This is a genomic window from Ideonella sp. WA131b, assembly GCA_023657425.1.
GTDB lineage: Bacteria > Pseudomonadota > Gammaproteobacteria > Burkholderiales > Burkholderiaceae_C > Rubrivivax.
Genome location: JAGTJW010000003.1, coordinates 83,792 through 106,299, shown reverse-complemented (window position 1 = coordinate 106,299; position 22,508 = coordinate 83,792). Strand labels below are relative to the sequence as shown.

The following is a 22,508-nucleotide window of genomic DNA, read 5'->3' as shown; positions in this document are numbered from 1 at the left end:
GGTCAGGTCTCCAGCATCCACTCGACCGCGGCTGCCGCATGCAGCACGGTGGTGTCGAAACACGGCAAGGGGCAACAGGCCTCGTCGATCAGCAGCCCGATCTCGGTGCAGCCCAGCACCACGGCGTCGGCGCCGCGCGCGGCCTGGCGTTCGATGAGCGCCACCACCTCCGCGCGCGTGGCGTCGCGGATGACGCCGCGGCACAGCTCCTCGAAGATCACGCGGTGCATCAGCGCGCGGTCGTCGGCCTCGGGCACAAACACGGCGGTGCCCGCACGCTCGAGCCGCTCGATGACGATGCCGCGGTCTTCCATCGAGAAGCGCGTGCCCAGGAAGGCCGCGCGCCGCACGCCGGCCGCGCGCAGTGCCGCCGCGGTGGCGTCGGCGATGTGCAGCAGCGGCAGGCCGGCCCTGGCCGCGACCTCGTCGGCCACCTTGTGCAGGGTGTTGGTGGCGATCAGCAGCGCCCCGGCGCCAGCCGCCCGCAGCCCGGCCCCGGCACGGCCCAGCTGCGCAGCGGCGCCGGCCCAGTCGTCGGCGCGCTGGCGCGCGGCGATGGTCTCGAAGTCGACGCTGGCCAGCACGAGCGGCGCGCTGTGCAGGCCGCCACAGCGCGCGGCCACGGCCTGGTTGAGGAGCCGGTAGTAGATCGCGGTGCTCTCCCAGCTCATGCCGCCGAGGATGCCAAGCGTCTTCATGTCTTTCCTGGAGGAGCGGCCGCCCGCACGGCCGTGCGGCGGCTGACGAACACGAGGGCGATGACGGCCATCGCACAGGCCACGGCCACCGGCTCCAGGCGCTCGCCCAGCACCGGCACCGCAAACAGAATGGCCAGGAAGGGCTGCAGCAGCTGCACCTGGCTCACGCGCACCACCCCGCCCAGCGCCAGGCCGCGGTACCAGGCGAAGAAGCCCAGCCACATCGAAAACACGCTCACATAGGCAAAGCCCAGCCAGGCCGACGGTCGCACGCTGGTGGCCTCCGCCGGCCACAGCCACAGCGCCGCCGGCACCGTGAACGGCAGGCTGAAGACGAGGATCCAGCCGATCACGTGCGCCGCGGGCATCTCGGCCGACACGCGCGCACCGGCCACGTAGCCGAAGGCCGTGGACAGCACGGCGCCCAGCAGCCAGGCGTCGGCCACGACCAGCCGCCCGTTGCCCTGCCAGGCCGCGTAACCCAGCACCAGGGCAAAGCCGGCCAGTGCGCATGCCCAGAAAGCAGCCGACGGTCGCTGGCGCAGCGACCACGCCGCCACCAGCGCCGTGGCCAGCGGTATGGTGCCGCTCAGGACCGCAGCGTGGGTGGCGTCGACCTCGCGCAGCGCCATCGCCAGGCACAGCGGGAAGCCCACCACGGTGCCCAGCCCACTCACCAGCAGCGCAGGGCCGTGCCGCCGCACCGGCCGCGGCGCGCGCACGGCCCACAGGTACAGCACGCTCAGCAGTCCGGCCACCGCGGCCCGGCCCGCGGTGACGAAGGCCGGTGGCAGCTGCGGGTCGGCCACGTCGCCCACGGCCAGGCGCGTCATCGGCAGCGTCATCGCGAACATCGCCACGCCGGCGGCGCCAAGCAGCAGGCCCCGGGTGAGATCGGCCGGGGTCGGCAGGCTCACAGTCCAGCCATCCAAGCCGCCGTGGCCACCAGCACCGCCGCCAGCACGCGGTTGAACCACAGCAGCCGCGCGCCCTGCGCCAACCAGCCGCGCAGCGCGTGGCCGACGAGCGCATAGGTGAAGTTGCTGGCAAAGCCGTAGGCCATCATCAGCGGCAGCACCAGCGCCAGCCGCGCCCAGGGCGGGTCGGCCACGGTCACCCAGCCGGCGCAGATGAGCAGCGCGTTCATCCAGGCCTTGACGTTGACGAACTGCAGCAGCACGCCCTGGCCGAAGCCGACCTCGAAGCGGGCCGGGTCGGCCTGGCCGAGGGCGCCGCTGCGCGCGAGCTTCCAGGCCAGCCAAAGCATGTAGCCCAGGCCCACGGCCTGCAGCAGGCCACGCAACACCGGCGCGGCGTCCAGCAGCGCGCCGAGCCCCAGCGTCACGCCCAGCAGCAGCAGGCCCCAGCCCACGGGCACGGCGCAGACGAAGCGCATCGCGTGCCCCAGGCCGCGGTTGGCGGCCAGCGCCGCGGCCAGCGTGGTGTTGGGCCCGGGCGTGAAGGCCATGGCCGTGGCGAACAGCAGCAGCGCGGCGAGCTCGGGCCAGGGCATGGGCAAGGTCATGATCGGCCGCAGTGTAGAGGCCCCAAGCAATACAGCAGCAGTACACTTTGCCACACAGAATTTGCACTGTATCGATGCCGCCGGCCACACAGACACGCCCCACGGCCCCGCCGCCCGCGCCGCTGGGCCGGGGACTGCGCGGCACGCGCGCCGGCTTGGCCGAGCAGCTGGCGGCGCGGCTGGCCGAGCGCATCGAGCAGCGGCTGCTGGCCCCGGGCGCGCGGCTGCCCTCGGTGCGCGACGCCGCTGCGCGCCATGGCGTGAGCCCGAGCACCGTGGTCGGCGCCTACGACCTGCTGCAGGCGCGCGGCCTGGTGGAGGCGCGGCCGCAGCGCGGCTTCTTTGTGCGCGAGCCGGTTGCGGCAGAGGCGGCACGCAGCGGCACGCCGCCCACCGAGCGCGCCGCGCTGCCGCCGCCGGTGGACGCCACGGCGCTGATCCGCAGCATGTTCCAGGCCCAGCACGGGCGGCCTGCACCGGGCATGGGCACGCTGCCCACCGCCTGGCTCGACGCCCCGCTGCTGCAGCGTGCGCTGCGGCGCGTCTGCCGCGAGCCCGGCAGCTGGCTGGGCTACGGCGATCCGGCCGGCGATGCCACGCTGCGCGCCGCGCTGTCGCGCCGGCTGGCCGACCTGGGGGTGCCGGCAGCGCCGTCGCAGATCGTCACCACCGTGGGCGCCACCCACGCGCTGGACCTCGTCTCGCGCGTGCTGCTGCGCCCGGGCGATGCGGTGTTGGTCGACGAGCCCGGGTGGGCGGTGGAATTCGCTCGGCTGGCCCGCGCCGGCATGCGGCTGCTGCCGGTTCCGCGCGGCGGCCCGGGCAGCGACGGGGGCCCTGATCTCGTGGCCATGGAGCAACTGCTGCGGGCCCACAGGCCGCGCCTGTACGTCACCGTCTCGGTGCTGCACAACCCCACGGGCCACAGCCTCACGCCGGCCCAGGCCCACCAGGTGCTGCGGCTGGCCGAGGCGCACGATCTCCTCGTCGTCGAGGACGACAGCTACGCCTGGCTGGCCAGCCCGCACGCGACGCGGCTGGCGCAGCTCGACGGCCTGAAGCGCACCATCGCCGTCAGCGGCTTTTCCAAGGTGCTGGTGCCGCAGTGGCGCGTGGGCTTCGCGGCACTGCCGCCGGCGCTGGTGGACCGCGTGATCGACGCCAAGCTGCTGGCCACGCTCACCAGCCCCGGTCCGCTGGAAGCCGCCGTGGCCGACTGCCTGGACCAGGGCCTGCTGCGCCGCCACGCCGAGCGGCTGGTGGAGCGGCTGGACGCCGCTCGCACGCGCACCGTGCGGCTGGCCGAGGCCGCCGGCTGCCGCTTCGTCGCGCCCCCGGCGGGGCTGTTCGGCTGGGTCGATGTCGGCTGCGACACCGAGGCCCTGGCCCAGCCGCTGCTCGACGAAGGCTGGCTGACCGCGCCGGGCATGTTGTTCCACGCCACGCCGCGGTCGACCACGCTGATGCGCGTGAACTTCGCCAGCGCCGACGAACCGCGCTTCTGGCAGCGGCTGGCGGCGCTGCGGCGAACGCGGTCGGCCGTGCAGCCCTGCTAACCTCGCCGGCTTCGCCAACCACGGCGCGAGCAGCGCCGCCCGCCATGACCTACTGCGTCGGCATCCGGCTCAACGCCGGGCTCGTGTTCCTGTCCGACTCGCGCACCAACGCGGGCCTGGACGCGATCAGCACCTTCCGCAAGATGATGATCTACGAGCAGCCGGGCGAGCGTTTCATGGTCATGCTGTCGGCCGGCAACCTGAGCATCAGCCAGAGCATCCGAGAGGTGCTGCAGGTCGAGAAGATCCCGGGGGCCGAGGGCGAGGAGCCCATCACCATCTGGAACGCGAAGAGCATGTTCGACGCCACGCGCGTGCTGGGCAGCGCGGTGCGCCGCGTCTACCACCAGGACGGCCCGTCGCTGAAGGCCGCCGGCGTGGACTTCAACGCCAGCATGATCTTCGGCGGCCAGATCAAGGGCGAGGCGATGCGCCTCTTCCTCGTCTACAGCGCCGGCAACTTCATCGAGGCCACGCGCGAGACCTGCTTCTTCCAGGTGGGCGAGAGCAAGTACGGCAAGCCCATCCTCGACCGCGTGCTCACGCCCACGACGCAGCTCGACGAGGCCGCCAAGTGCGCACTCGTGAGCATGGACAGCACGCTCAAGAGCAACCTGAGCGTGGGCCTGCCGCTGGACCTGCTGGTCTACCGCGAGGGCCGCTTCAAGAGCGACGAGCACGTGTGCATCGACGAGCACAACCCCTACTTCCGCATGATCCGCGAGACCTGGGGCCAGCGCCTGCGCGAGGTGTTCGAGGGCATCGACGACCCGCGCTGGGACGGCGGCGACGCCGCGCACCCCTTGATGACGGGCAGCGCGCGCTTCGAGCGCATGCGCAAGATCACCACCCCCGGGGAGCGGATCGTCTAGATGACAAGAGCCCTGGCCGACGGGCGCACCCTCGTTTTCAGCCACGCCAACGGCTTTCCGGCCGGCACCTACCGCGTGCTGTTCGAGGCCTGGCGCGCCGCCGGCTGGCGCGTGGTGGCGCTGCCGAAGTTCGGCCACGCCGAGCGTTTTCCGGTCACGAGCAACTGGCCGCGCGTGCGCGACGAGCTGCTGGACTTCATCGACGAGCAGGCGCCGGGCCAGCGCGTGTGCCTGGTGGGCCACTCGCTGGGCGGCTACCTCAGCCTGCTGGCAGCGGCGCGAAGGCCAGGCCTGGCGCGCGCCATCGTGCTGCTCGACTCGCCCGTGCTCGGCGGCTGGAAGGCGCACAGCCTGCACGCGCTCAAGCTCACGGGCACGATCCGCCGCGTGAGCCCGGGGCGGGTGTCGCAGCGGCGGCGCGAGCGTTGGCCCTCGGCGGCGGCGACCCTGGCGCACTTCCAGGCCAAACGGGCTTTTGCCGTATGGGACCCGCGCGTGCTGGCCGACTATGTGGCCGCCGGCACCGAGCCGGATCCGGCCGCGCCCGCCGCCACCACCGGCACCGCCGTGCGCCTGGCCTTCCGCCGCGAAGTCGAGACGCGCTTCTACAACACGCTGCCGCACCACCTGGCGGCGATGCTGGCGCGCCACCCGCCGGGCTGCCCGATCGCCTACGTGGCCGGCACGCGCTCGGCAGAAGGCCGCACCGTGGGCCTGGCCACCACGCGCGCCATCACCCATGGCCGCATCCGGTGGATCGAGGGCTCGCACCTGGTGCCGATGGAGCAGCCCGACGCCACCGCCGCCACCGTGCTGGAACTGCTGCAGGAGATGCTTCAGCCTTCGTAACGGCCCAGGCGCACAGCCGTGCCGCCGGGCTTGAGGTTGTGCGTGCCGGGCATCACCAGCACGCAGTCGTCGTAGGGCGTGGTCCAGATGTGATCGCCATCCTGGGCCAGCGGCGTGCCGGCCTTGGCGACCACGCCCAGGCCCTCGGTGGGCACCATGAAGCGGAACGCGGCGCTGCGCGCCACCACGGCCTCGGTCACGCGCAACAGGCGCTGGCGCTGAGGCAGCGGGATGCGGGTGTGCGCGGCCACCCAGGCGCCGTCGGCCAGGCCTTCCAGACCCAGGAAACGCACCAGCGCGTCGATGGCCACGTCGGCGGCGGCACGCTCCCAGTGCTGGCCGCACTCGATCAGCAGCGCGTGGCGGGGAGACACCGGATCCCCGAAGCCCCCGCGCTCCACCATGCGCAGCCCCGCCGGGTGGCCGGTGTCGATGAGCAGCACCGCCGGCACGCCCAGCCGGCGGGCGTGCGCGGCGTTTTTGTCGACCGTGCCGCACACCATCAGCGGCACGCAGGCCTCGCCCATCGAGTGGATGTCCAGCAGGCTGTCGGCGTCGTCCACGTAGGGGCGCAGCGCCCGCGCCCGCCGCAGTTCGCGGCTGTCGCGCGGGCCGGACAAGACCTCGTCGGCCCAGACGCGGTTGAGGTCTTCGTCGACGCAGCGCGACGGGTAGGGGTCAGCCGGGTCGAAGCGCGCGTAGGCCTCCACGTTGGCGAAGGCCAGCGTCAGCGTGCCGCGCCGCGGGCGCCAGCCGGTCTGCACCTGCTGCAGCAGCCAGTCCAGGGCGATGGCACCGCAGATCTCATTGCCATGGGTCAGCGCCTGCACGTGGACCACGGGGCCGGGTGCTTCGGCGCGCAGGCGGTGCACGTGGTCGACGCCGGTGTTGCCCACGCGCCAGCGGGCGATGTCGGGGGCCTTCAGCTCCAAAGGGGGCACGACAACGACAGCGGCAGGGTCATTCATCAGGGAATTCATCCGTTCATCCGGGCGCTGCATGACGGCATGCCCCTTGCTCTGACCAAGGGCTGAGTATCGCCGCCGCCGCGGTACGGGCCGACACCGATGGCCGGTGCGGGCGCAACGCATAGCATTCGCGCCTCTGTGCACCAGCCCGGTGCCCCGGACCGTGCCTGCGGCGCGCCGGCCCCCTTCCTGCCAGGAGAGCATCACCATGCAAGAACGCGAGATCCGCCAGTTGATCGACGAAGTGCGCGATGGCACCCTGCCCCGCCGCAGCTTCATCCAGAAGATGGTGGGCGTGGGCCTGACCGCGCCCATGGCCTCGATGATGCTGATGCATGCCGGCATCGCGCAGGCGCAGACCGCGATCCCGTACAAGCCCACCCGGCGCGGCGGCGGCGGCACGCTGAAGCTGCTGTGGTGGCAGGGCCCGGTGCTGCTGAACCCGCAGTTCGCCACCGGCACGAAAGAGCAGGAAGGCTCGCGCATCTTCTACGAGCCGCTGGCGGCCTGGGACGCCGACGGCAACCTGGTGCCGGTGCTGGCCACCGAAATCCCGTCAGTGGCCAATGGCGGCCTGACGGCCGACGGCCGCAGCGTGACCTGGAAGCTCAAGCGCGGCGTCACCTGGCACGATGGCCAGCCGTTCACGGCCGACGACGTGGTCTTCAACTGGGAGTACCACAAGGACCCCGCCACCAGCTCGAGCTGGATCAGCACCTACCGCGACATCACCGTCACGAAGGTCGACTCGCACACCGTGCGCATCCAGTTCCCCAAGCCCACGCCCTTCTGGGCCGAGCCCTTCGTGGGGACGGTGGGCATGATCATCCCGCGCCACGTGTTCAAGGACTTCATGGGCACCAAGAGCCGCGAGGCGCCGGCCAACACCCGGCCTGTGGGCACGGGCCCGTACAAGATCGTCGACTTCAAGCCGGGCGACCTGGTGCTCGCCGAGGCGAACATGAGCTACCACGTGCCCAACCGGCCGCACTTCGACCGGCTTGAGATGAAGGGCGGCGGCGACGCCACCAGCGCCGCGCGCGCCGTGCTGCAGACCGGCGAGTACGACTTCGCCTGGAACCTGCAAGTGGCCGACGAGATCCTCAAGGGCCTGGAGAACGGCGGCAGGGGCAAGGTCACCATCGTGCCCGGCGGCAACATCGAGTTCATCATGCTCAACGTGACGGACCCCTGGAACGAGGTCCAGGGTGAACGCGCCCACGCCAGCAGCCGCCACCCGGCCTTCAGCGACAAGGCGGTGCGCGATGCGATGGCGCTGCTGGTCGACCGCAAGGGCGTGATGGACTTCATCTATGGCCGCACCGGCGTGGCCACGGCGAACTTCCTGAACAACCCGCAGCGCTTCCACAGCAACAACCTCAAGTTCGAGTTCAGCATCGACAAGGCGAACCAGATCCTCGACGCCGCGGGCTGGGTCCGGGGCTCCGACGGCATCCGTGCCAAGGGTGGCGTGAAGCTGAAGTTCGTCTACCAGACCAGCGTCAACAAGCCGCGGCAGGACACCCAGGCCATCGTCAAGAGCGCCGCGGCCAAGGCCGGCATCGAGCTCGAACTGAAGAGCGTGACGCCAGCGGTGTTCTTCGGTGGCGACCAGGCCAACCCGGACACCTACACCAAGTTCTGGTCCGACATGCAGATGTTCACCACCACCATGACGCAGCCGGATCCGCAGCTGTTCATGGAGCAGTACTGCTCGTGGGAGTTCGCGCAGAAAGACAACAAGTGGGCCAAGCGCAACATCCTGCGCTGGAAGAATGACGACTACGACCGCGCCCACCAGCAGGCCCAGAGCGAGCTCGACCCGGTCAAGCGCGCAGCGCTGTTCATCCGCATGAACGACCTCATCGGCGCCAGCAACTACATCATCCCGGTGGTGTTCCGGCCGCGGGTGTCGGCCGCAGGGCTCAAGCTCTCGGCGCCGCTGTCGGGCTGGGACAACGACATGTGGGCCCTGCCGCACTGGTTTAAGGAAGCCTGATACGCCGGGCCGCCGCGGCGCGCCGGCCCCTTTCCCTCCCTTGCAGCCCGTTCGGGCTGAGCCTGTCGAAGCCCCGCCGCCCGAAGCGAGCAGGCCCTTCGACAAGCTCAGGGCGAACGGAGGTTCTTTCCTCCTGCTTGTGCATCCCCCTTGGGTTCCTACATCCTCCGCCGCCTGCTGATCGCGGTCCCCAGCCTGCTGGGCATCAGCATCGTGCTGTTCACGGTGCTGGCTCTGGCACCCGGCGACCCCTTCGAGGAGCTGGCCACCAACCCCAACGTGCCGCCCGAGGTGCGCATGCAGTTGCGCGCCAGCCTGGGCCTGGACGACCCCGTCTGGCAGCGCTACTGGCACTGGCTCACCAGCATGCTCAAGGGCGACTGGGGCTTCTCGTTCATCAGCCGGCTCGACGTCGACACGCTGATCTGGCAGCGCATGCCGGTCACCATCGCCATCATCGGCCTGAGCCAGCTGGTGGCCCTGGCCATCGCGCTGCCGGTGGGCATCCTGGCCGCGGTGAAGCCCTACTCGTGGTTCGACCGCATCGCCAGCACGCTCAGCTTCATCGGCTTCTCGCTGCCGACCTTCTTCACCGGTCTGCTGTTCATCCTGTTCTTCAGCATCTACCTCGGCTGGTTCCCCTTCGTCTTCCAGAGCGAGGTGCAGGCCACCGGCTTTGAGTGGTGGGTGGTGCAGTTCAAGCAGAGCATCATGCCGATCATGGTGCTGGGCCTGTTCCAGGCCGCGAGCTGGATGCGTTACGTGCGCTCCAGCGTGCTCGACGTGGTGCGCCTGGACTACGTCACCACCGCGCGCAGCAAGGGCCTGAAGGAGCGCGTGGTCATCGTCAAGCACGTGGTGCGCAACGCGCTGATCCCGGTGGTCACGCTGGTGGCCCTGCAGATGCCGGGCATCTTCGGCGGCGCCATCGTCACCGAGCAGATCTTTCGCATCCCCGGCATCGGCAGCCTGCTGATCGACAGCATCCTGCGCAACGACACGCCAGTGATCATGGCCGTGACCTTCGTCTTCGCCATCCTCGTCGTGGCCTTCAACCTGATTGCAGACCTCCTCTATGGCTGGCTCGACCCCCGCATCTCCTACCGCTGAAGCGGCAGCGAGCAGGCCCGTCAGCACCTCGCCCTGGGCCGAGGCCTGGCGGCGCTTCAAGCGGCACCGGCTTGCCTATGCCAGCCTGTGGCTGCTGGCACTGCTGTCGCTGGCCGTTCTGCTGGGCCCGCTGATCTACAAGGTGGGCATCAACGACATCGACTTCACCGCCCGCCTGAAGGGCCCGGGCGGCACCCACCCGCTGGGCACCGACGACCTGGGCCGCGACCTGCTGGCCCGCATGCTCTACGGCGGCCGCATCTCGCTGGCGGTGGGCCTGGCGGCCATGCTGACCGGCATCCTGATCGGCGTGGTCGTGGGTGCCGCCGCCGGCATCTCCCGCGGTGGGGTCGACGCCTTCCTGATGTGGGTGACCGACCTCTTCCTGAGCTTGCCGCAGCTGCCGGTGCTGCTGCTGCTGATGTTCTTCTTCCGCGACCCCCTGAAGCTCGCCTTCGGGCCTGAGCTCGGCATCTTCCTGCTCATCGTGCTGGTAATCGGAGGCCTGAGCTGGATGCCGGTGGCGAGGCTGGTGCGCGCGCAGTTCTTCAGCCTGCGCGAGAAGGAGTTCGTCGAGGCCGCTCGCGCCCTGGGCGCGAGCACGCAGCGCCAGGTGGTGCGGCACATCCTGCCCAACGCGCTGGGCCCGGTGGTCGTGGCGGCCACCATCAACATCGCCGCCGCCATCATCACCGAGAGCACGCTCAGCTTCCTCGGCCTGGGCTTCCCGCCCGACATCCCCACCTGGGGACGCATCCTCTACGACAGCCGCGACTACCTGGACATCGCCATGCACTGGTCGCTGTTCCCGGGCCTGGCCATCTTCATCGCCGTGCTGACCATCAACTTCATCGGCGACGGGCTGCGCGACGTGCTCGACCCCCGCCGGGTTCTCTGATCACATGGCGCTGCTCGAGATCCAGGGTCTGAAGACCCACTTCAAGACCGACGACGGCTGGCTGCACGCCGTCGACGGCGTCGACATCGCCATCGGCAAGGGCGAGACGGTCTGCGTGGTCGGCGAGAGCGGCTGCGGCAAGAGCGTCACCGCCAAGACGGTGATGAAGCTGATCGACATGCCGCCGGGCAAGATCGTGGCCGGCCGCGTGCTGTGGAAGGGCCGCGATCTCGTGCCGCTGGGGCCCGAGGAGATGCGGAAGATCCGGGCCAAAGAGATCGCCATCGTCTTCCAGGAACCGATGACGAGCCTGAACCCGGTGTTCACCGTGGGCGAGCAGATCGCCGAGAGCGTGCGCCTGCACGAGGGGCTGTCCAGGAAGGCGGCGCTCGAACGCGCCATCGAGATGCTCAAGCTGGTGAACATCCCGACGCCCGACAAGCGCGTGAACGACTACCCGCACCAGTTCTCGGGTGGCATGCGCCAGCGCGTGATGATCGCCATCGCGCTGGCCTGCAGCCCGCAGCTGCTGATCGCCGACGAGCCCACCACGGCGCTGGACGTCACCATCCAGGCGCAGATCCTCGAGCTGATGCAGGAACTCAAAGACCGGCTCGGCATGGCCGTGATGCTCATCACGCACGCCATGGGTGTGGTGGCTGAAGTGGCGCAGCGCGTCGTCGTCATGTATGCGGGCCAGGTGGTGGAAGAAGCGTCGGTGGCCGAGCTCTTCGCCCGGCCGCGCCACCCCTACACCCAAGGCCTCATCCGCAGCATTCCGCGCATCGACACCGCGGCCACCGCCGCCGGCCACCGCCAGCGGCTCGAGGCCATACCGGGCACGGTGCCCAAGCTCATCGCGCCGGCTCCGGGCTGCCGTTTCGCGTCGCGCTGCAGGCTGGCGCAGCCCTCCTGCACCACGGCCGACCCACCGCTGCGCGAGATCGCACCCGGCCACAAGGTGGCCTGTTTCCTGGCGGAGGCCGCATGAACGCCCCGCTGCTGCAGGTGCGCAACCTGGTGAAGCACTTCCCGGTTCGCGGCGGACTGTTCAAGCGCGAGGTCGGCCGCGTGCACGCCGTCGACGGCGTGAGCTTCGATCTCGCCAAGGGCGAGACGCTGGGCGTGGTCGGCGAGAGCGGTTGCGGCAAAAGCACCACGGGCCGCTGCGTCCTGCGCCTGATCGAGCCCACCTCGGGCGAGGTGCGCTTCGAGGGCAAGAGCGTCACCGACGCTGGCAAGGCCGAGCTGCGCGCGCTGGCGCGCGACATGCAGATCATCTTCCAGGACCCGTACGCCAGCCTGAACCCGCGCATGACGGTCAGCGCCATCATCGGCGAGGCCCTCACCATCCACAAGCTCACGAAGAGCAAGGCCGAGTACGACGCGCGCATCGTCGATCTGCTCGAGACCGTGGGCCTGAGTGCCGACCACATGCGACGTTATCCGCATGAGTTTTCCGGCGGCCAGCGCCAACGCATCGGCATCGCGCGCGCCCTTGCCGTGAACCCCAAGCTGATCGTCTGCGACGAGGCGGTGAGCGCGCTCGACGTGTCGATCCAGGCGCAGGTGATCAACCTGCTCGAAGACCTGCAGGCCCAGTTCGGCCTGACCTACATCTTCATCGCGCACGACCTCAGCGTCGTGGAGCACATCTCCGATCGCGTGGCGGTGATGTACCTCGGTCGCATCGTCGAGATTGCGAGCGCCAAGGACCTCTACACCGCGCCGCGCCATCCCTACACCGAGGCGCTGCTGTCGGCGGTGCCGATCCCTGATCCGCAGATCAAGCGCAAGCGCATCATGCTGCAGGGCGACGTACCCAGCCCGCTGAACCCGCCCAGCGGCTGCCACTTCCACACCCGCTGCAGCATCGCGCAGAAGGGCCTGTGCGACGTGCAGCGCCCCGAGCTCAAGGCCGTGGCCGGCAGCGGCGACGGACACCAGGTGGCCTGCCACCTGCGCAGTTAGCGCTTAATCGGGCACGTTGACAGCCCGGTGCTGCAGGGTTGACAGCGCGGCGGCTCAGCGGCCGCCGCTCAGCAGGCGCGCCGGCAGCGTCAGCACGGCGCGCAGCAGGCCGAACACCGCCTCCACCGCGATGCCGAGCAGGCGCAGCGGCAGCATGAGCAGCCACACCACAGGCCACAGCAGAATCGCCAACAGCGCCAGCGGCCAGCTCAGCACCAGCAGCAGACACCACAGCAGGAAGGCGATGAAGGCCTTCATCGACTTGCCTCGCAGACTCAGCCGCGCGGCGCGGCGTCCGCGGTGGCCATCTCCTGAGGCTGCAGCTCGACGTGCGGACGCTGGGCCAGGGTGTCGATGCCACCGAGCATGCCCAGGGTGACGACCAGCGACAGGCCCAGGCTGATGGCGCGTGGCAGGAGAGTGTCGAGGGTGTTCAGCGTCATGGCGGGCTCCGGTGGGGGTGGTGGCGTCGATGTGCACGCATCGTCGGCCATCGCCGAGTGCAGCGCGAGGGCCTTGCGACGGGCTGCGGTTCAGCGAGGATGAACCGTCGTCAGCGCCGCGGAGCCGGGCTGCAGGGTGTCGCTGCGCCTGATCTCGGGCGCGCGGCCGCCGCGGCCGCACGGCGCAGCCGCTGATGCCGACGATGCGGTGTGCCTGGGATCGTGGGCGGCCACTCGGTCGTCTCCCCGGTGAGACAGACGGTGCGTTGCGGGGCGTGGCGGGCGCCCATCGGCGGCCTTGATCAGACGGCCGGCACGGCGATCCAGCGCTCCGCATCCTGCATGCGCTGAACCGTGAAGGCGTGGTCGAACTGCGCCTCCAGCGCGCCTCGCAGCGCGGGGTCGGCCGGCGGACCGTCGGCCACGAGACGGCCGCGGGCCATCAGCAGCACGCGGTCGGCGGCCAGGGCCAGGTTCAGGTCATGCAGCACCACGGCCACGGCGGCGCCGTCGCGGGCGCGCTGCCGCAGGCCGCGCAGCAGCGCCATCTGATGCGGGGCGTCGAGATGGGCCACGGGTTCGTCGAGCAACAACACCGGGGCTTCCACTGCCAGCGCCCGCGCCACCAGCACGCGCTGGCGCTCGCCACCCGAAAGCTCCGACAGCCGCCGGCCCGCCAGCGCAGCCGTCTCTGTTTCGGCCATCACGCGGCCCACGGCGGCGGCGTCGGCGGCGTCCGGCACACCCAGCAGGCCGTGGCGCGGCAGCCGGCCCAGCTCCACCAGGCTGCGCGCGGGCAACTCGGCGTCGATCTCGCCGTGTTGCGCCAGCCAGGCCAAGCGCGTGGCGCGCTCGCGCAGTGGCCAGTCGGCCAGCGGCCGACCCTGCAACGCCACCGCGCCGGCCTGTGGCTGCAGCAGCCCCGCCAGCAGTTGCAGCAGCGTGCTCTTGCCGGCGCCATTGGGCCCCACCAGCGCCACCCACTGCCCGGCGTGCAGCGCAAGCGAGACGCCATCGACGACGCGCCGGCCGCCCAGCGTGCCCACCAGCCCGGCAGCCTGCAGCAGTGGCGCAGTCAAGACGCCGCCCCGCGCCGCCACAGCAAGGCCAGCAGGTAGACGCCCCCGAACACCGCCGTCAGCACGCCCACCGGCAGCTCCTGCGGAGACAGGGCCACTCGGGCGGCCACGTCGGCGGCCAGCAGCAACACGGCGCCGGCCAGCGCCGACAGCGCCAGCAGCGCGCCGTGGCGAACCAACACGAGCCGCCGCACCAGGTGCGGCGCCACCAGCCCCACAAAAGCCACCAGCCCCACCTGCGCCACCGCGCAGCCGGTGGCCAGCGCCAGCAGGCCCACCAGCACCAGGCGCAGCCGCGGCAGCGGCAGCCCCAGGCTGGCGGCGCTGGCTTCGCCCAGCACCAGCGCGTCGAGCACGCGCGCCAGCAGCATCGCCAACGGCAGGGCCACCATCAGGCCGCAGGCAAGCGCCACCACGGCGCCCCATCCCAGAAAGCTGGTGGTCCCGATCATGAACACGCGCTGGCCGCGCAGCGCCTCGGGGTTGGCCAGCACCAGCAGATCGCCCAGCGCCGTGAGCAGCACGCCCACCACCACGCCGGCCAGCAGCAGCGTGAGCGGGCGGGCGCTGCCGCGCGCCATCAGCAGCGTCAGCGCCAGGCCGCCCAAGGCGCCCGCAAACGCCGCGCCCGACACGCCCAGCCGCGCCAGCCAGCCGCTGGCCACCAAGCCCAGCCCGTCGGCCGCACCCAGCAGCCCGCCCACGGACAGCACCAGCGTCACCGCCAGGCCCGAGCCGGCGGCGGTGCCCAGCAGGTAGGGGTCGGCCAGCGGGTTGCGGAACAAGCCCTGCGACAAGGCGCCGGCCAGCCCCAAGAGCGCGCCGGCCAGCGCCGCGCCCACCGTGCGCGGCGCGCGGATGTCGGCGATCAGCGCTGCTTCGGCGACCCAGGCGCTGCTCAGGCCCTCGGCGCCCGCGGCCAGACCCAGCAGCAGCAACGCAAGCAGCGCAGCCACCAGCGCCACCGCCACACGGCGCGGCGACGCGGCGCGGGCACCGGCGGCCAGTTGTCGGGCGAGCGTGTTCATGCGCAGGCCGTGATGTTCTCAGAGCCGCGGCGGCGGCAGCGCCGCCAGGCAGTGGACCAGCGCCTCGGCCGCCTCGGCCGCACGGGGGCCGGGGCGCACCAACGCGTTCCATGGCTCGGCATCGAGCGCGCAGAGCCGGCCCTCGGCCAAGGCTCTCAGGCCGGCCCAGCCCGGGCGCTGCGGCAACTCGGCGGCCGCGCGGCGCGCCAGCACCACGAGCGCCGGCTGAGCGCGCAGCACGAACTCGGGGTTGAGCTGCGGGAACGGCCCCAACGCCGCCGGCACGATGTTGGCCAGACCCAGGGCGCGCAGCGTCTCGCCGATGAACGAGGCTTCGCCGGCAGCGTAGGGCGTCGACGCGACCTCCACGTACAGCGCCTGCCCACGCCAGCCTGAGGGCACGCGCGCGGCGGCGGCGGCCATGCGCTGGCGCAGGCGCTGCTGCAGCAGGGCGCCCGCGTCGTCGCGCCCAAGCGCCGCAGCCACGACCTTGATGACACGGGCGGTGCCGGCGGCGTCATGCGGCTCCAACGCCAGCACCGGCAGTCCCAAAGCGCGCAGCCGCGGCAGCGCGCGCGCGGAGCGCGCCACGAGCACGAGGTCGGGCTTGAGCGCCACGAGACGCTCGATCTGCGTGTCCTCCAGCCCGCCGAGCTTGGGCAGAGCGCGCACGGCAGCCGGCCAGTCGGAATAGCGGTCGGTGCCCACCAGACGACCACAGGCCTGCAGCTCGCACACCGTTTCGGTGAGCGATGGCAGCAGCGTGACGATGCGCTCGACCGGCCGCGGCAGGGTGAGCCTGTGGCCGTCGTCACCCTGAACCGTGATCGCCGTGCCGACCGCACCGGAACTGCCCACGGCCAGCAACGCCAGGCACAGCGCCGCCGCGCGTGCGCGGCGCCCCAGCCGGCCGGGCGCGGGCTTCACTGCGCCGCTCCCGCCCCCAGGCTCCAGCGCAGCACCAGCCAGGCCTGGCGGCCCAGACCCTGGTAGTCGCGCGCCGGCACCCGGGCCTCGTCGGTGGCGTTGTCCAGGCGCGCCGTCAGCTGCCAGCCCGGAGCCAGTCGCCAGGTGGCGGCCAAGTCCAGCGTCGTCTCGGCCGCGAGCTCGGCGGCACCATCAGGTCGATCGCCCAGGTGGGCCACGCTGGCCCCGAGCGTCCACCCGCCCACGCGCCAGTCGGCGGCCAGCGTGGCCTGGGTGTCGGCACGTCGCGGCAGCTTCGCGCCGGTCAGGCCATCGCGCGCCCGTAGCGCATCGATCTGCGCGCGCCACTGCAACCGGCCCAGCGTCTGCGAGGCCGACACCGTGGTGCCCGACAGCCGCGCCTGGGCCACGTTGGCCGCACAGCCGAAGGCGTAGGCCGGTCCAGGCGGGCAGCGCGCGGCGTCCGGCTCGTAGGCCACGAGATCGTTGACGTGGTTGCGCCATGTCGTCACGGCCAACTCGGCGCGGTGACTCTTCCAGCCTGCGCCCAGCTCGGCGCTGCGGCCACGCTCCGCCTTCAGGCCCGGCACCCCATAACCCGGGAAGACCAGGTCGTTGAAACTCGGCGCCCGGAAGCTGCTGCCCACCAGCGCACGCAGCCGCCACCCGGCGCCAAGCGCGAGGCTGCCGCCGAGGCGACCGGTGGTCTCGGCGCCGTGGTCGCTGGCGTCATCGCGGCGCAGGTCGGCCTGCCAGGCCCAGGCACCGGCGCTGCCGGTGGCCTCCATCGCCACGGCGCGGTTGCGCCGCGACACCGGGGCGAGGTAGCTGGTGGAGCTGGCCTCGTCGTCCTGCTGCTCCAGCGCCACCACCGCGTGCAGCGCCTCGCCCGCACGCCAGGCCAGCTGCGCCTGCACGTGGCGGCGCTCGGTGTGGAAGCGGTCCTCACCGGCAGCGCCGCTGCGGTTGTCGTCGGTGCTGCGCGCCATGCGCAGGCTGGCCGTGAGGCCGGCCCCCAGACGGCCGCGCCAGTCCACCGCCTGCACCTGGGTGTCGAGCCTTGTGCGGAAGTCGGGCGAGGCGTCGGGCGCGAAGCTCGGCGGCCGGTACACGGCCGCGTCGTACCGCGTGTCCAGCTCCGTGCGCAGCAGCGTCAGGCCCAGCCGCTGGCCCGGCGCCGGCTCGAAGCCCAGGCGCAGCTGCGCGCTGTCGCGCGCGTGGCCGTCGCGGTCGGGGTTGTGGCTGCCGAAGCGGTCGCCGGGTGTGATCGCCGAGACACCGTCATCCTGCTCGCGCGCCAGCGCCACCGCGAGGCTCAGGGGGCCGACGCGCCCGCGCCAGCCGCCCGAGGCCTCGCGCGCGTCAAAACCGCCGGCGGCCAAGCGGGCGTCGAGGCCGCTGCCGGCTTCGCCGCTGCGCGTGATGACATTGACGACGCCGCCCACGGCATCGGCGCCGAAGAGGCTGGAACCCGGGCCGCGCAGCACCTCCACGCGCTCGATGCCGGTCAGGCCCAGCGACTCCAGCGCCGTGCTGCCCAGCGTGGCCGAGCCGATCCGCACGCCATCCACCAGCACCAGCGTCTGCTGCGACGCCGCGCCACGGATGAACAGGCCCGTGCTCTGCCCGGGGCCACCGCTGCGCGAGATCTGCAGGCCGGCCTCGCGGCGCAGCAGGTCCGCCAGCGAGTCGGCGCGGGTGTCGCGCAGCACATCGCCCTCAATCACGGCCACATCGGCGGCCAGACGCAGCAACGGCAGCGGCTCGCGGCTGCCGGTGACGACGACGGTCTCCGCCGCCGCCGGGAACCCGGCCGCACACAGGATGGCCACGAAGGAAAGCCGGCGCCGGGCACGACCCGCGCACGATGACGAGCAAGCAAGGAACACGACACGTCTCCCGGCCGCACCACCCCGTGCGGCCCATCGGATGGATCACGCTGCCATGGCGGCAGGAGACGCAGGCACGCGCCCGGGCGCCCACACCGGCCAAAGGCCAAGGGGCGCCGGGCACCTGCCGTTGCCCTCCGCAACGTCAGCGACCCTCGCGCGTGGCCGGTATCCGGGCTTGCGAGTGGCGGTGCGGCCGGCCTTGCCGACGATCACACCGCAAGCGAAGGCCGCGCCTTCCCAGTCCCCGTGCAGGACCAGTGGCCATCCGTGCGGCACGCTCCTCGCTCACCGTTGCGGGGGCAGCACCGGATTCGGAGCCCGGCTGTGCACCAGGCGCCTCACCGGTTTCCCGTTCAACCCAACGGTCCTGAACGAGACCGGCGGGCACCGCGTGCGAGCATGCGCATGCTACCCCAGCGGGCACGGCCGGCACGCACGCGGCGGCCGTCCGCCAGACCCCGCTCGATATACTCACGCTTTACCACCAGGGCCCCCGTGCCGCACCGTGCGGGGCAGCCACCATGACCAAGTTCGTGTTCGTCACCGGCGGCGTGGTGTCCTCGCTGGGCAAGGGCATCGCGGCGGCTTCGCTGGCCGCCATCCTCGAGTCGCGGGGCCTCAGGGTCACCCTCATCAAGCTCGACCCCTACCTCAACGTCGACCCGGGCACCATGAGCCCGTTCCAGCACGGTGAGGTCTTCGTCACCGATGACGGCGCTGAGACCGACCTTGACCTGGGCCACTACGAGCGCTTCATCACCACGCGGATGAAGAAGAGCAACAACTTCACCACCGGCCAGATCTACAAGAGCGTGCTCGAGAAGGAGCGCCGCGGCGACTACCTCGGCAAGACGGTGCAGGTGATCCCGCACGTCACCAACGAGATCCAGGAGTTCGTGCGACGCGGCGCCGAAGCGCAGGCCGTGGACGTGGCCATCGTCGAGATCGGCGGCACCGTGGGTGACATCGAGAGCCTGCCCTTCCTGGAGGCCGTCCGCCAGATGAGCCTGAAGCTCGGGCCCACGAACAGCGCCTTCGTGCATCTCACGTACGTGCCCTACATCGCCGCCGCGGGCGAGCTCAAGACCAAGCCGACGCAGCACACGGTGCAGAAGCTGCGCGAGATCGGCATCCAGCCCGACGTGCTGCTGTGCCGCGCCGACCGCCCCATCCCGGACGACGAGCGCGAGAAGATCAGCCTGTTCACCAACGTGGCGCAGCACGGCGTGATCTCCATGCCCGACGTCGACACCATCTACAAGGTGCCGCGCGTTCTGCACGAGCAGGGCCTGGACGAGCTGATCTGCATGAAGCTGCAGCAGCTCACGCGGCCGACCGACCTGAGGCGCTGGGACAGCCTGGTGCACGAGGTGCAGCGCCCGGCGCACACGGTCACCATCGCGATGTGCGGCAAGTACACCGACCTGTCCGACTCGTACAAGAGCCTCAACGAGGCATTGCGCCACGCCGGCATCCACAACCATGCCAAGGTGCAGATCGAGTACGTCGACGCCGAGACGCTGACGCCCGCGACAGGCGCGCAGCTGGCCCGGTACGACGCCATCCTCGTGCCCGGCGGCTTCGGCAAGCGCGGCATCGAGGGCAAGATCATCGCCGCACAGTACGCCCGCGAGCATGGCATCCCCTATCTGGGCATCTGCCTGGGCATGCAGGTGGCCACCATTGAGTACGCGCGCCACATGGCCGGCCTGGCCGGCGCCAACAGCACGGAGTTCGAGCCCGAGTGCGAGCACCCGGTGATCGCGCTGATCGAGGAATGGAAGGACCGCGACGGCAGCATCCAGAAGCGAACGGCCCGCTCCGACCTCGGCGGCACCATGCGCCTGGGCGCGCAGAGCTCCGACGTCAAGGTCGGCACGCTGGCCCACCAGATCTACGGCCCCGTGGTCACCGAGCGGCACCGCCACCGCTACGAGGCCAACGTGAACTACCTCGAGCGGCTGCAGCGGGCCGGCCTGGTGATCAGCGCGCTGACACAAAGCGAAAGGCTCACCGAGATCGTCGAGCTGCCGCGCGACCAGCACCCGTGGTTCATGGGCGTGCAGTTCCACCCCGAGTTCAAGAGCACGCCCTGGGGCGGCCACCCACTGTTCACCAGCTACGTGAAGGCCGCGCTCGAGCACCAGGCGCGCAAAGGCAGCGGCACGCCTGCGCCGCAGGAATGGACCCTGGCATGAAGCTCTGCGGATACGACGTCGGCCTCGAGCGGCCCTTTTTCCTGATCGCCGGGCCCTGCGTGGTCGAGAGCGAACAGATGCAGATGGACACCGCCGGGCACCTGAAGGAGATCACTTCGGCGCTGGGCATACCCTTCATCTTCAAGAGCAGCTATGACAAGGCCAACCGCAGCAGCGACAGCGGCTTCCGCGGCCTGGGCACCGAGCGCGGCCTGGAGATCCTGGCCCAGGTGCGCCGCGAGCTGCAGGTGCCCGTGATCACCGACGTGCACGACGAAGCCCAGGTGGCTGCTGCCGCTGCCGTGGTGGACGTGCTGCAGACCCCGGCCCTGCTGAGCCGCCAGACCGACTTCATCCAGGCCGTGGCCCGCAGTGGCAAGCCGGTGAACATCAAGAAGGGCCAGTTCATGGCCCCGGGCGACATGAAGAACGTCATCCACAAGGCCCGCGCCGCAGCGCGTGCCGCGGGCCTGGAAGAAGACAACTTCATGGCTTGCGAACGCGGGGTGAGCTTCGGCTACAACAACCTCGTTTCCGACATGCGCAGTCTGATGATCATGCGCGAGACGAATGCGCCGGTCGTGTTCGACGCCACCCACAGCGTGCAGTTGCCGGGCGGCAATGGCACCAGTTCCGGCGGCGTGCGCGAGTTCGTGCCCTTGCTGGCCCGCGCGGCCATCGCGGTGGGCGTGGCTGGCGTCTTCATGGAAACGCACCCGGACCCGCGCAACGCCCTGTGCGACGGCCCCAACGCCGTGCCGCTGAAGCACATGAAGGCGCTGCTGGAGCAACTGCTGGCGCTGGACCGCGTGGTCAAGAGCCAGCCGCTGCTCGAAAACGACTTCTCCTGCTGAAGGACCCGCATGCCCGCCGCCTACCTGATCGTCGAGTCCCAGATCACCGACCCCGAGCAGTTCAAGCGCTACATGGCTCAGGCCCCCGAAGCCGTCAAGGCCTTCGGTGGGGAATACCTCGTGCGCGGCGGCCGCCAGCACGTGCTCGAAGGCGACTGGCAGCCGCCGCGTCTGACGGTGCTGCGCTTCCCTGACTTCGACGCCGCCAAGACGATGTATGACAGCCCGTCCTATGTGCAGGCCCGTGCGCTGCGCGCCGGGGCCACGGCGATGTTCAACATGGTCATCGTCGAGGGCGTGTAGCCGCTTCACCAGAAGAACAGTCAACCCCGCAGAGGAAAAATCAACATGAGTGCGATCGTCGACATCGTCGGCCGCGAGATCCTGGACAGCCGAGGAAACCCCACGGTCGAGTGCGACGTGCTGCTGGAAAGCGGCACGATGGGCCGCGCGGCCGTGCCCAGCGGTGCGTCCACCGGCAGCCGCGAGGCCATCGAACTGCGCGACGGCGACAAGAGCCGCTACCTCGGCAAGGGCGTGCTCAAGGCGGTTGAGCACATCAACACCGAGATCAGCGAGTCGGTGATGGGCCTGGATGCCTCCGAGCAGGCGTTCCTGGACAAGACCCTGATCGACCTCGACGGCACCGAGAACAAGAGCCGCCTGGGTGCCAACGCCACGCTGGCCGTGAGCATGGCCGTGGCACGCGCCGCGGCCGAGGAATCGGGTCTGCCCCTGTACCGCTACTTCGGCGGCATGGGCCGCATGAGCCTGCCGGTGCCGATGATGAACGTCATCAACGGCGGCGCGCACGCCAACAACAACCTTGACCTCCAGGAGCTGATGATCATCCCCGTGGGCGCTCCGAGCTTCCGCGAGGCGGTGCGCTACGGCGCCGAGGTGTTCCATGCGCTGAAGAAGATCATCGACACCAAGGGCATGAGCACGGCCGTGGGCGACGAGGGCGGTTTCGCGCCCAGCGTGGCCAGCCACGAGGCGGCCATCCAGCTCATCCTGGAGGCCATCGACAAGGCCGGCTACACCGCCGGCACGCAGATCGCGCTCGGCCTGGACTGCGCCGCCAGCGAGTTCTACAAGGACGGCAAGTACCACCTCGAGGGCGAGGGCCTGACGCTCACGCACGCCGAGTGGACCGACATCCTGGCCACCTGGTGCGACAAGTACCCCATCGTGAGCATCGAGGACGGCATGCACGAGGGCGACTGGGACGGCTGGGCCCACCTGACCGAAAAACTCGGCAAGAAGGTGCAGCTGGTGGGCGACGACCTGTTCGTCACCAACACCAAGATCCTGCAGGAGGGCATCTCGCGCGGCATCGCGAACTCCATCCTCATCAAGATCAACCAGATCGGCACGCTGAGCGAGACTTTCTCCGCCATCGAGCTGGCCAAGCGCGCCGGCTACACCGCCGTCATCAGCCACCGCTCGGGCGAGACCGAGGACAGCACCATCGCCGACATCGCGGTGGCCACGAACGCCGGGCAGATCAAGACCGGTTCGATGAGCCGCTCCGACCGCATGGCCAAGTACAACCAGTTGCTGCGCATCGAGGAAGACCTGGGGGAGGTCGCCAGCTATCCGGGCCGCAGCGCCTTCTACAACCTCAGGTAGGGCGGAGGG

The 22,508-nt window shown here is 70.9% G+C and carries 22 protein-coding genes and 1 riboswitch; of the genes, 12 read left to right on the top strand and 10 right to left on the bottom strand.

What is annotated here, in order from left to right:
• Positions 1-2 precede the first annotated feature (2 nt).
• Genes KA711_15560 through KA711_15550 form a run of 3 tightly spaced genes read right to left on the bottom strand, consistent with a single transcriptional unit; the run spans position 3 to position 2,211 of the window.
• A complete protein-coding gene (locus tag KA711_15560; GenBank protein MCM0610385.1) occupies positions 3-698 on the bottom strand; it encodes an amino acid racemase in 696 nt (231 codons plus the stop codon).
• Complete coding sequence (locus tag KA711_15555; GenBank protein ID MCM0610384.1) at positions 695-1,615, bottom strand: DMT family transporter; 921 nt, start codon at positions 1,613-1,615, stop codon at positions 695-697. The genes KA711_15560 and KA711_15555 overlap by 4 nt, the downstream gene beginning before the upstream one ends.
• Positions 1,612-2,211, bottom strand: a complete 600-nt coding sequence (locus KA711_15550) for a LysE family transporter (GenBank protein MCM0610383.1) — start codon at positions 2,209-2,211, stop codon at positions 1,612-1,614. Before KA711_15550 ends, KA711_15555 begins: the two co-directional genes overlap by 4 nt.
• An 86-nt stretch (positions 2,212-2,297) precedes the next feature.
• Here KA711_15550 and KA711_15545 point away from each other — a divergent pair, with 86 nt between their 5' ends.
• Genes KA711_15545 through KA711_15535 form a run of 3 tightly spaced genes read left to right on the top strand, consistent with a single transcriptional unit; the run spans position 2,298 to position 5,500 of the window.
• Positions 2,298-3,779 (top strand): PLP-dependent aminotransferase family protein, encoded by a 1,482-nt coding sequence (locus tag KA711_15545; protein MCM0610382.1) that lies wholly within the window; start codon positions 2,298-2,300, stop codon positions 3,777-3,779.
• A 44-nt stretch (positions 3,780-3,823) separates the two neighbouring features.
• Entirely contained in the window at positions 3,824-4,651 is an 828-nt protein-coding gene (locus KA711_15540) for a proteasome-type protease (GenBank protein MCM0610381.1), read from the top strand.
• Positions 4,652-5,500 carry an alpha/beta hydrolase gene (locus KA711_15535; protein MCM0610380.1) on the top strand — a complete coding sequence of 283 codons (849 nt, stop codon included), beginning with the start codon at positions 4,652-4,654 and terminating at the stop codon, positions 5,498-5,500. It abuts the gene before it with no gap.
• Here the strand turns inward: KA711_15535 and KA711_15530 are convergent.
• Positions 5,488-6,468: a succinylglutamate desuccinylase/aspartoacylase family protein gene (locus KA711_15530; protein ID MCM0610379.1), complete on the bottom strand. Its 981-nt coding sequence runs from the start codon at positions 6,466-6,468 to the stop codon at positions 5,488-5,490. The two genes, KA711_15535 and KA711_15530, sit on opposite strands and share 13 nt — an antisense overlap.
• 208 nt (positions 6,469-6,676) lie before the next feature.
• Between KA711_15530 and KA711_15525 the strand changes: the two genes are divergently transcribed.
• The 5 genes from KA711_15525 to KA711_15505 all read left to right on the top strand — a co-directional run bounded on the left by KA711_15525 (position 6,677) and on the right by KA711_15505 (position 12,446).
• Entirely contained in the window at positions 6,677-8,467 is a 1,791-nt protein-coding gene (locus tag KA711_15525; GenBank protein MCM0610378.1) for a peptide ABC transporter substrate-binding protein, read from the top strand.
• 150 nt (positions 8,468-8,617) lie between these two features.
• A complete protein-coding gene (locus tag KA711_15520; GenBank protein ID MCM0610377.1) occupies positions 8,618-9,577 on the top strand; it encodes an ABC transporter permease in 960 nt (319 codons plus the stop codon).
• A complete protein-coding gene (locus KA711_15515; protein MCM0610376.1) occupies positions 9,543-10,475 on the top strand; it encodes an ABC transporter permease in 933 nt (310 codons plus the stop codon). The genes KA711_15520 and KA711_15515 overlap by 35 nt, the downstream gene beginning before the upstream one ends.
• Positions 10,476-10,479: 4 nt before the next feature.
• Positions 10,480-11,466 carry an ABC transporter ATP-binding protein gene (locus KA711_15510; GenBank protein ID MCM0610375.1) on the top strand — a complete coding sequence of 329 codons (987 nt, stop codon included), beginning with the start codon at positions 10,480-10,482 and terminating at the stop codon, positions 11,464-11,466.
• Complete coding sequence (locus tag KA711_15505; GenBank protein ID MCM0610374.1) at positions 11,463-12,446, top strand: dipeptide ABC transporter ATP-binding protein; 984 nt, start codon at positions 11,463-11,465, stop codon at positions 12,444-12,446. The genes KA711_15510 and KA711_15505 overlap by 4 nt, the downstream gene beginning before the upstream one ends.
• 54 nt (positions 12,447-12,500) lie before the next feature.
• On the opposite strand, the gene KA711_15500 is transcribed toward KA711_15505, so the two are convergent.
• The 6 genes from KA711_15500 to KA711_15475 form a co-directional block, all read right to left on the bottom strand.
• Entirely contained in the window at positions 12,501-12,704 is a 204-nt protein-coding gene (locus KA711_15500) for a hypothetical protein (protein ID MCM0610373.1), read from the bottom strand.
• Between the two features lie 17 nt (positions 12,705-12,721).
• Positions 12,722-12,889, bottom strand: a complete 168-nt coding sequence (locus KA711_15495) for a hypothetical protein (protein MCM0610372.1) — start codon at positions 12,887-12,889, stop codon at positions 12,722-12,724.
• Positions 12,890-13,191: 302 nt separating this feature from the next.
• Positions 13,192-13,968, bottom strand: a complete 777-nt coding sequence (locus KA711_15490) for an ABC transporter ATP-binding protein (GenBank protein MCM0610371.1) — start codon at positions 13,966-13,968, stop codon at positions 13,192-13,194.
• Positions 13,965-14,996, bottom strand: a complete 1,032-nt coding sequence (locus KA711_15485) for an iron ABC transporter permease (GenBank protein ID MCM0610370.1) — start codon at positions 14,994-14,996, stop codon at positions 13,965-13,967. Before KA711_15485 ends, KA711_15490 begins: the two co-directional genes overlap by 4 nt.
• 18 nt (positions 14,997-15,014) lie before the next feature.
• Entirely contained in the window at positions 15,015-15,902 is an 888-nt protein-coding gene (locus tag KA711_15480) for an ABC transporter substrate-binding protein (GenBank protein ID MCM0610369.1), read from the bottom strand.
• Positions 15,903-15,919: 17 nt separating this feature from the next.
• Positions 15,920-17,755, bottom strand: a complete 1,836-nt coding sequence (locus KA711_15475; GenBank protein MCM0610368.1) for a TonB-dependent receptor — start codon at positions 17,753-17,755, stop codon at positions 15,920-15,922.
• A gap of 202 nt (positions 17,756-17,957) precedes the next feature.
• Positions 17,958-18,222, bottom strand: a riboswitch (cobalamin riboswitch).
• Between the two features lie 114 nt (positions 18,223-18,336).
• Here KA711_15475 and KA711_15470 point away from each other — a divergent pair.
• From KA711_15470 to eno, 4 genes are read left to right on the top strand one after another with little or no spacing between them, the layout of a single operon-like run.
• A complete protein-coding gene (locus KA711_15470) occupies positions 18,337-20,013 on the top strand; it encodes a CTP synthase (protein ID MCM0610367.1) in 1,677 nt (558 codons plus the stop codon).
• Positions 20,010-20,867 carry a 3-deoxy-8-phosphooctulonate synthase gene (kdsA, locus tag KA711_15465; GenBank protein MCM0610366.1) on the top strand — a complete coding sequence of 286 codons (858 nt, stop codon included), beginning with the start codon at positions 20,010-20,012 and terminating at the stop codon, positions 20,865-20,867. Before KA711_15470 ends, kdsA begins: the two co-directional genes overlap by 4 nt.
• Before the next feature lie 9 nt (positions 20,868-20,876).
• On the top strand, positions 20,877-21,170 hold the full coding sequence (locus KA711_15460; protein MCM0610365.1) for a DUF1330 domain-containing protein: 294 nt from the start codon (positions 20,877-20,879) through the stop codon (positions 21,168-21,170).
• Positions 21,171-21,215: 45 nt separating this feature from the next.
• Complete coding sequence (gene eno / locus KA711_15455; protein ID MCM0610364.1) at positions 21,216-22,499, top strand: phosphopyruvate hydratase; 1,284 nt, start codon at positions 21,216-21,218, stop codon at positions 22,497-22,499.
• Positions 22,500-22,508: the final 9 nt, after the last annotated feature.

What these genes read in the sequence shown, in the direction of transcription:
- KA711_15460 (MCM0610365.1), top strand. Translation starts at nt 20,877, where the DNA reads ATGCCCGCCGCCTACCTGATCGTCGAGTCCCAGATCACCGACCCCGAG.
- KA711_15540 (MCM0610381.1), top strand. Translation starts at nt 3,824, where the DNA reads ATGACCTACTGCGTCGGCATCCGGCTCAACGCCGGGCTCGTGTTCCTG.
- KA711_15505 (MCM0610374.1), top strand. Translation starts at nt 11,463, where the DNA reads ATGAACGCCCCGCTGCTGCAGGTGCGCAACCTGGTGAAGCACTTCCCG.
- kdsA (MCM0610366.1), top strand. Translation starts at nt 20,010, where the DNA reads ATGAAGCTCTGCGGATACGACGTCGGCCTCGAGCGGCCCTTTTTCCTG.
- KA711_15545 (MCM0610382.1), top strand. Translation starts at nt 2,298, where the DNA reads ATGCCGCCGGCCACACAGACACGCCCCACGGCCCCGCCGCCCGCGCCG.
- KA711_15500 (MCM0610373.1), bottom strand. Translation starts at nt 12,704, where the DNA reads ATGAAGGCCTTCATCGCCTTCCTGCTGTGGTGTCTGCTGCTGGTGCTG.
- KA711_15530 (MCM0610379.1), bottom strand. Translation starts at nt 6,468, where the DNA reads ATGAATGACCCTGCCGCTGTCGTTGTCGTGCCCCCTTTGGAGCTGAAG.
- eno (MCM0610364.1), top strand. Translation starts at nt 21,216, where the DNA reads ATGAGTGCGATCGTCGACATCGTCGGCCGCGAGATCCTGGACAGCCGA.
- KA711_15525 (MCM0610378.1), top strand. Translation starts at nt 6,677, where the DNA reads ATGCAAGAACGCGAGATCCGCCAGTTGATCGACGAAGTGCGCGATGGC.
- KA711_15495 (MCM0610372.1), bottom strand. Translation starts at nt 12,889, where the DNA reads ATGACGCTGAACACCCTCGACACTCTCCTGCCACGCGCCATCAGCCTG.
- KA711_15535 (MCM0610380.1), top strand. Translation starts at nt 4,652, where the DNA reads ATGACAAGAGCCCTGGCCGACGGGCGCACCCTCGTTTTCAGCCACGCC.
- KA711_15560 (MCM0610385.1), bottom strand. Translation starts at nt 698, where the DNA reads ATGAAGACGCTTGGCATCCTCGGCGGCATGAGCTGGGAGAGCACCGCG.
- KA711_15510 (MCM0610375.1), top strand. Translation starts at nt 10,480, where the DNA reads ATGGCGCTGCTCGAGATCCAGGGTCTGAAGACCCACTTCAAGACCGAC.
- KA711_15485 (MCM0610370.1), bottom strand. Translation starts at nt 14,996, where the DNA reads ATGAACACGCTCGCCCGACAACTGGCCGCCGGTGCCCGCGCCGCGTCG.
- KA711_15550 (MCM0610383.1), bottom strand. Translation starts at nt 2,211, where the DNA reads ATGCCCTGGCCCGAGCTCGCCGCGCTGCTGCTGTTCGCCACGGCCATG.
- KA711_15515 (MCM0610376.1), top strand. Translation starts at nt 9,543, where the DNA reads ATGGCTGGCTCGACCCCCGCATCTCCTACCGCTGAAGCGGCAGCGAGC.
- KA711_15470 (MCM0610367.1), top strand. Translation starts at nt 18,337, where the DNA reads ATGACCAAGTTCGTGTTCGTCACCGGCGGCGTGGTGTCCTCGCTGGGC.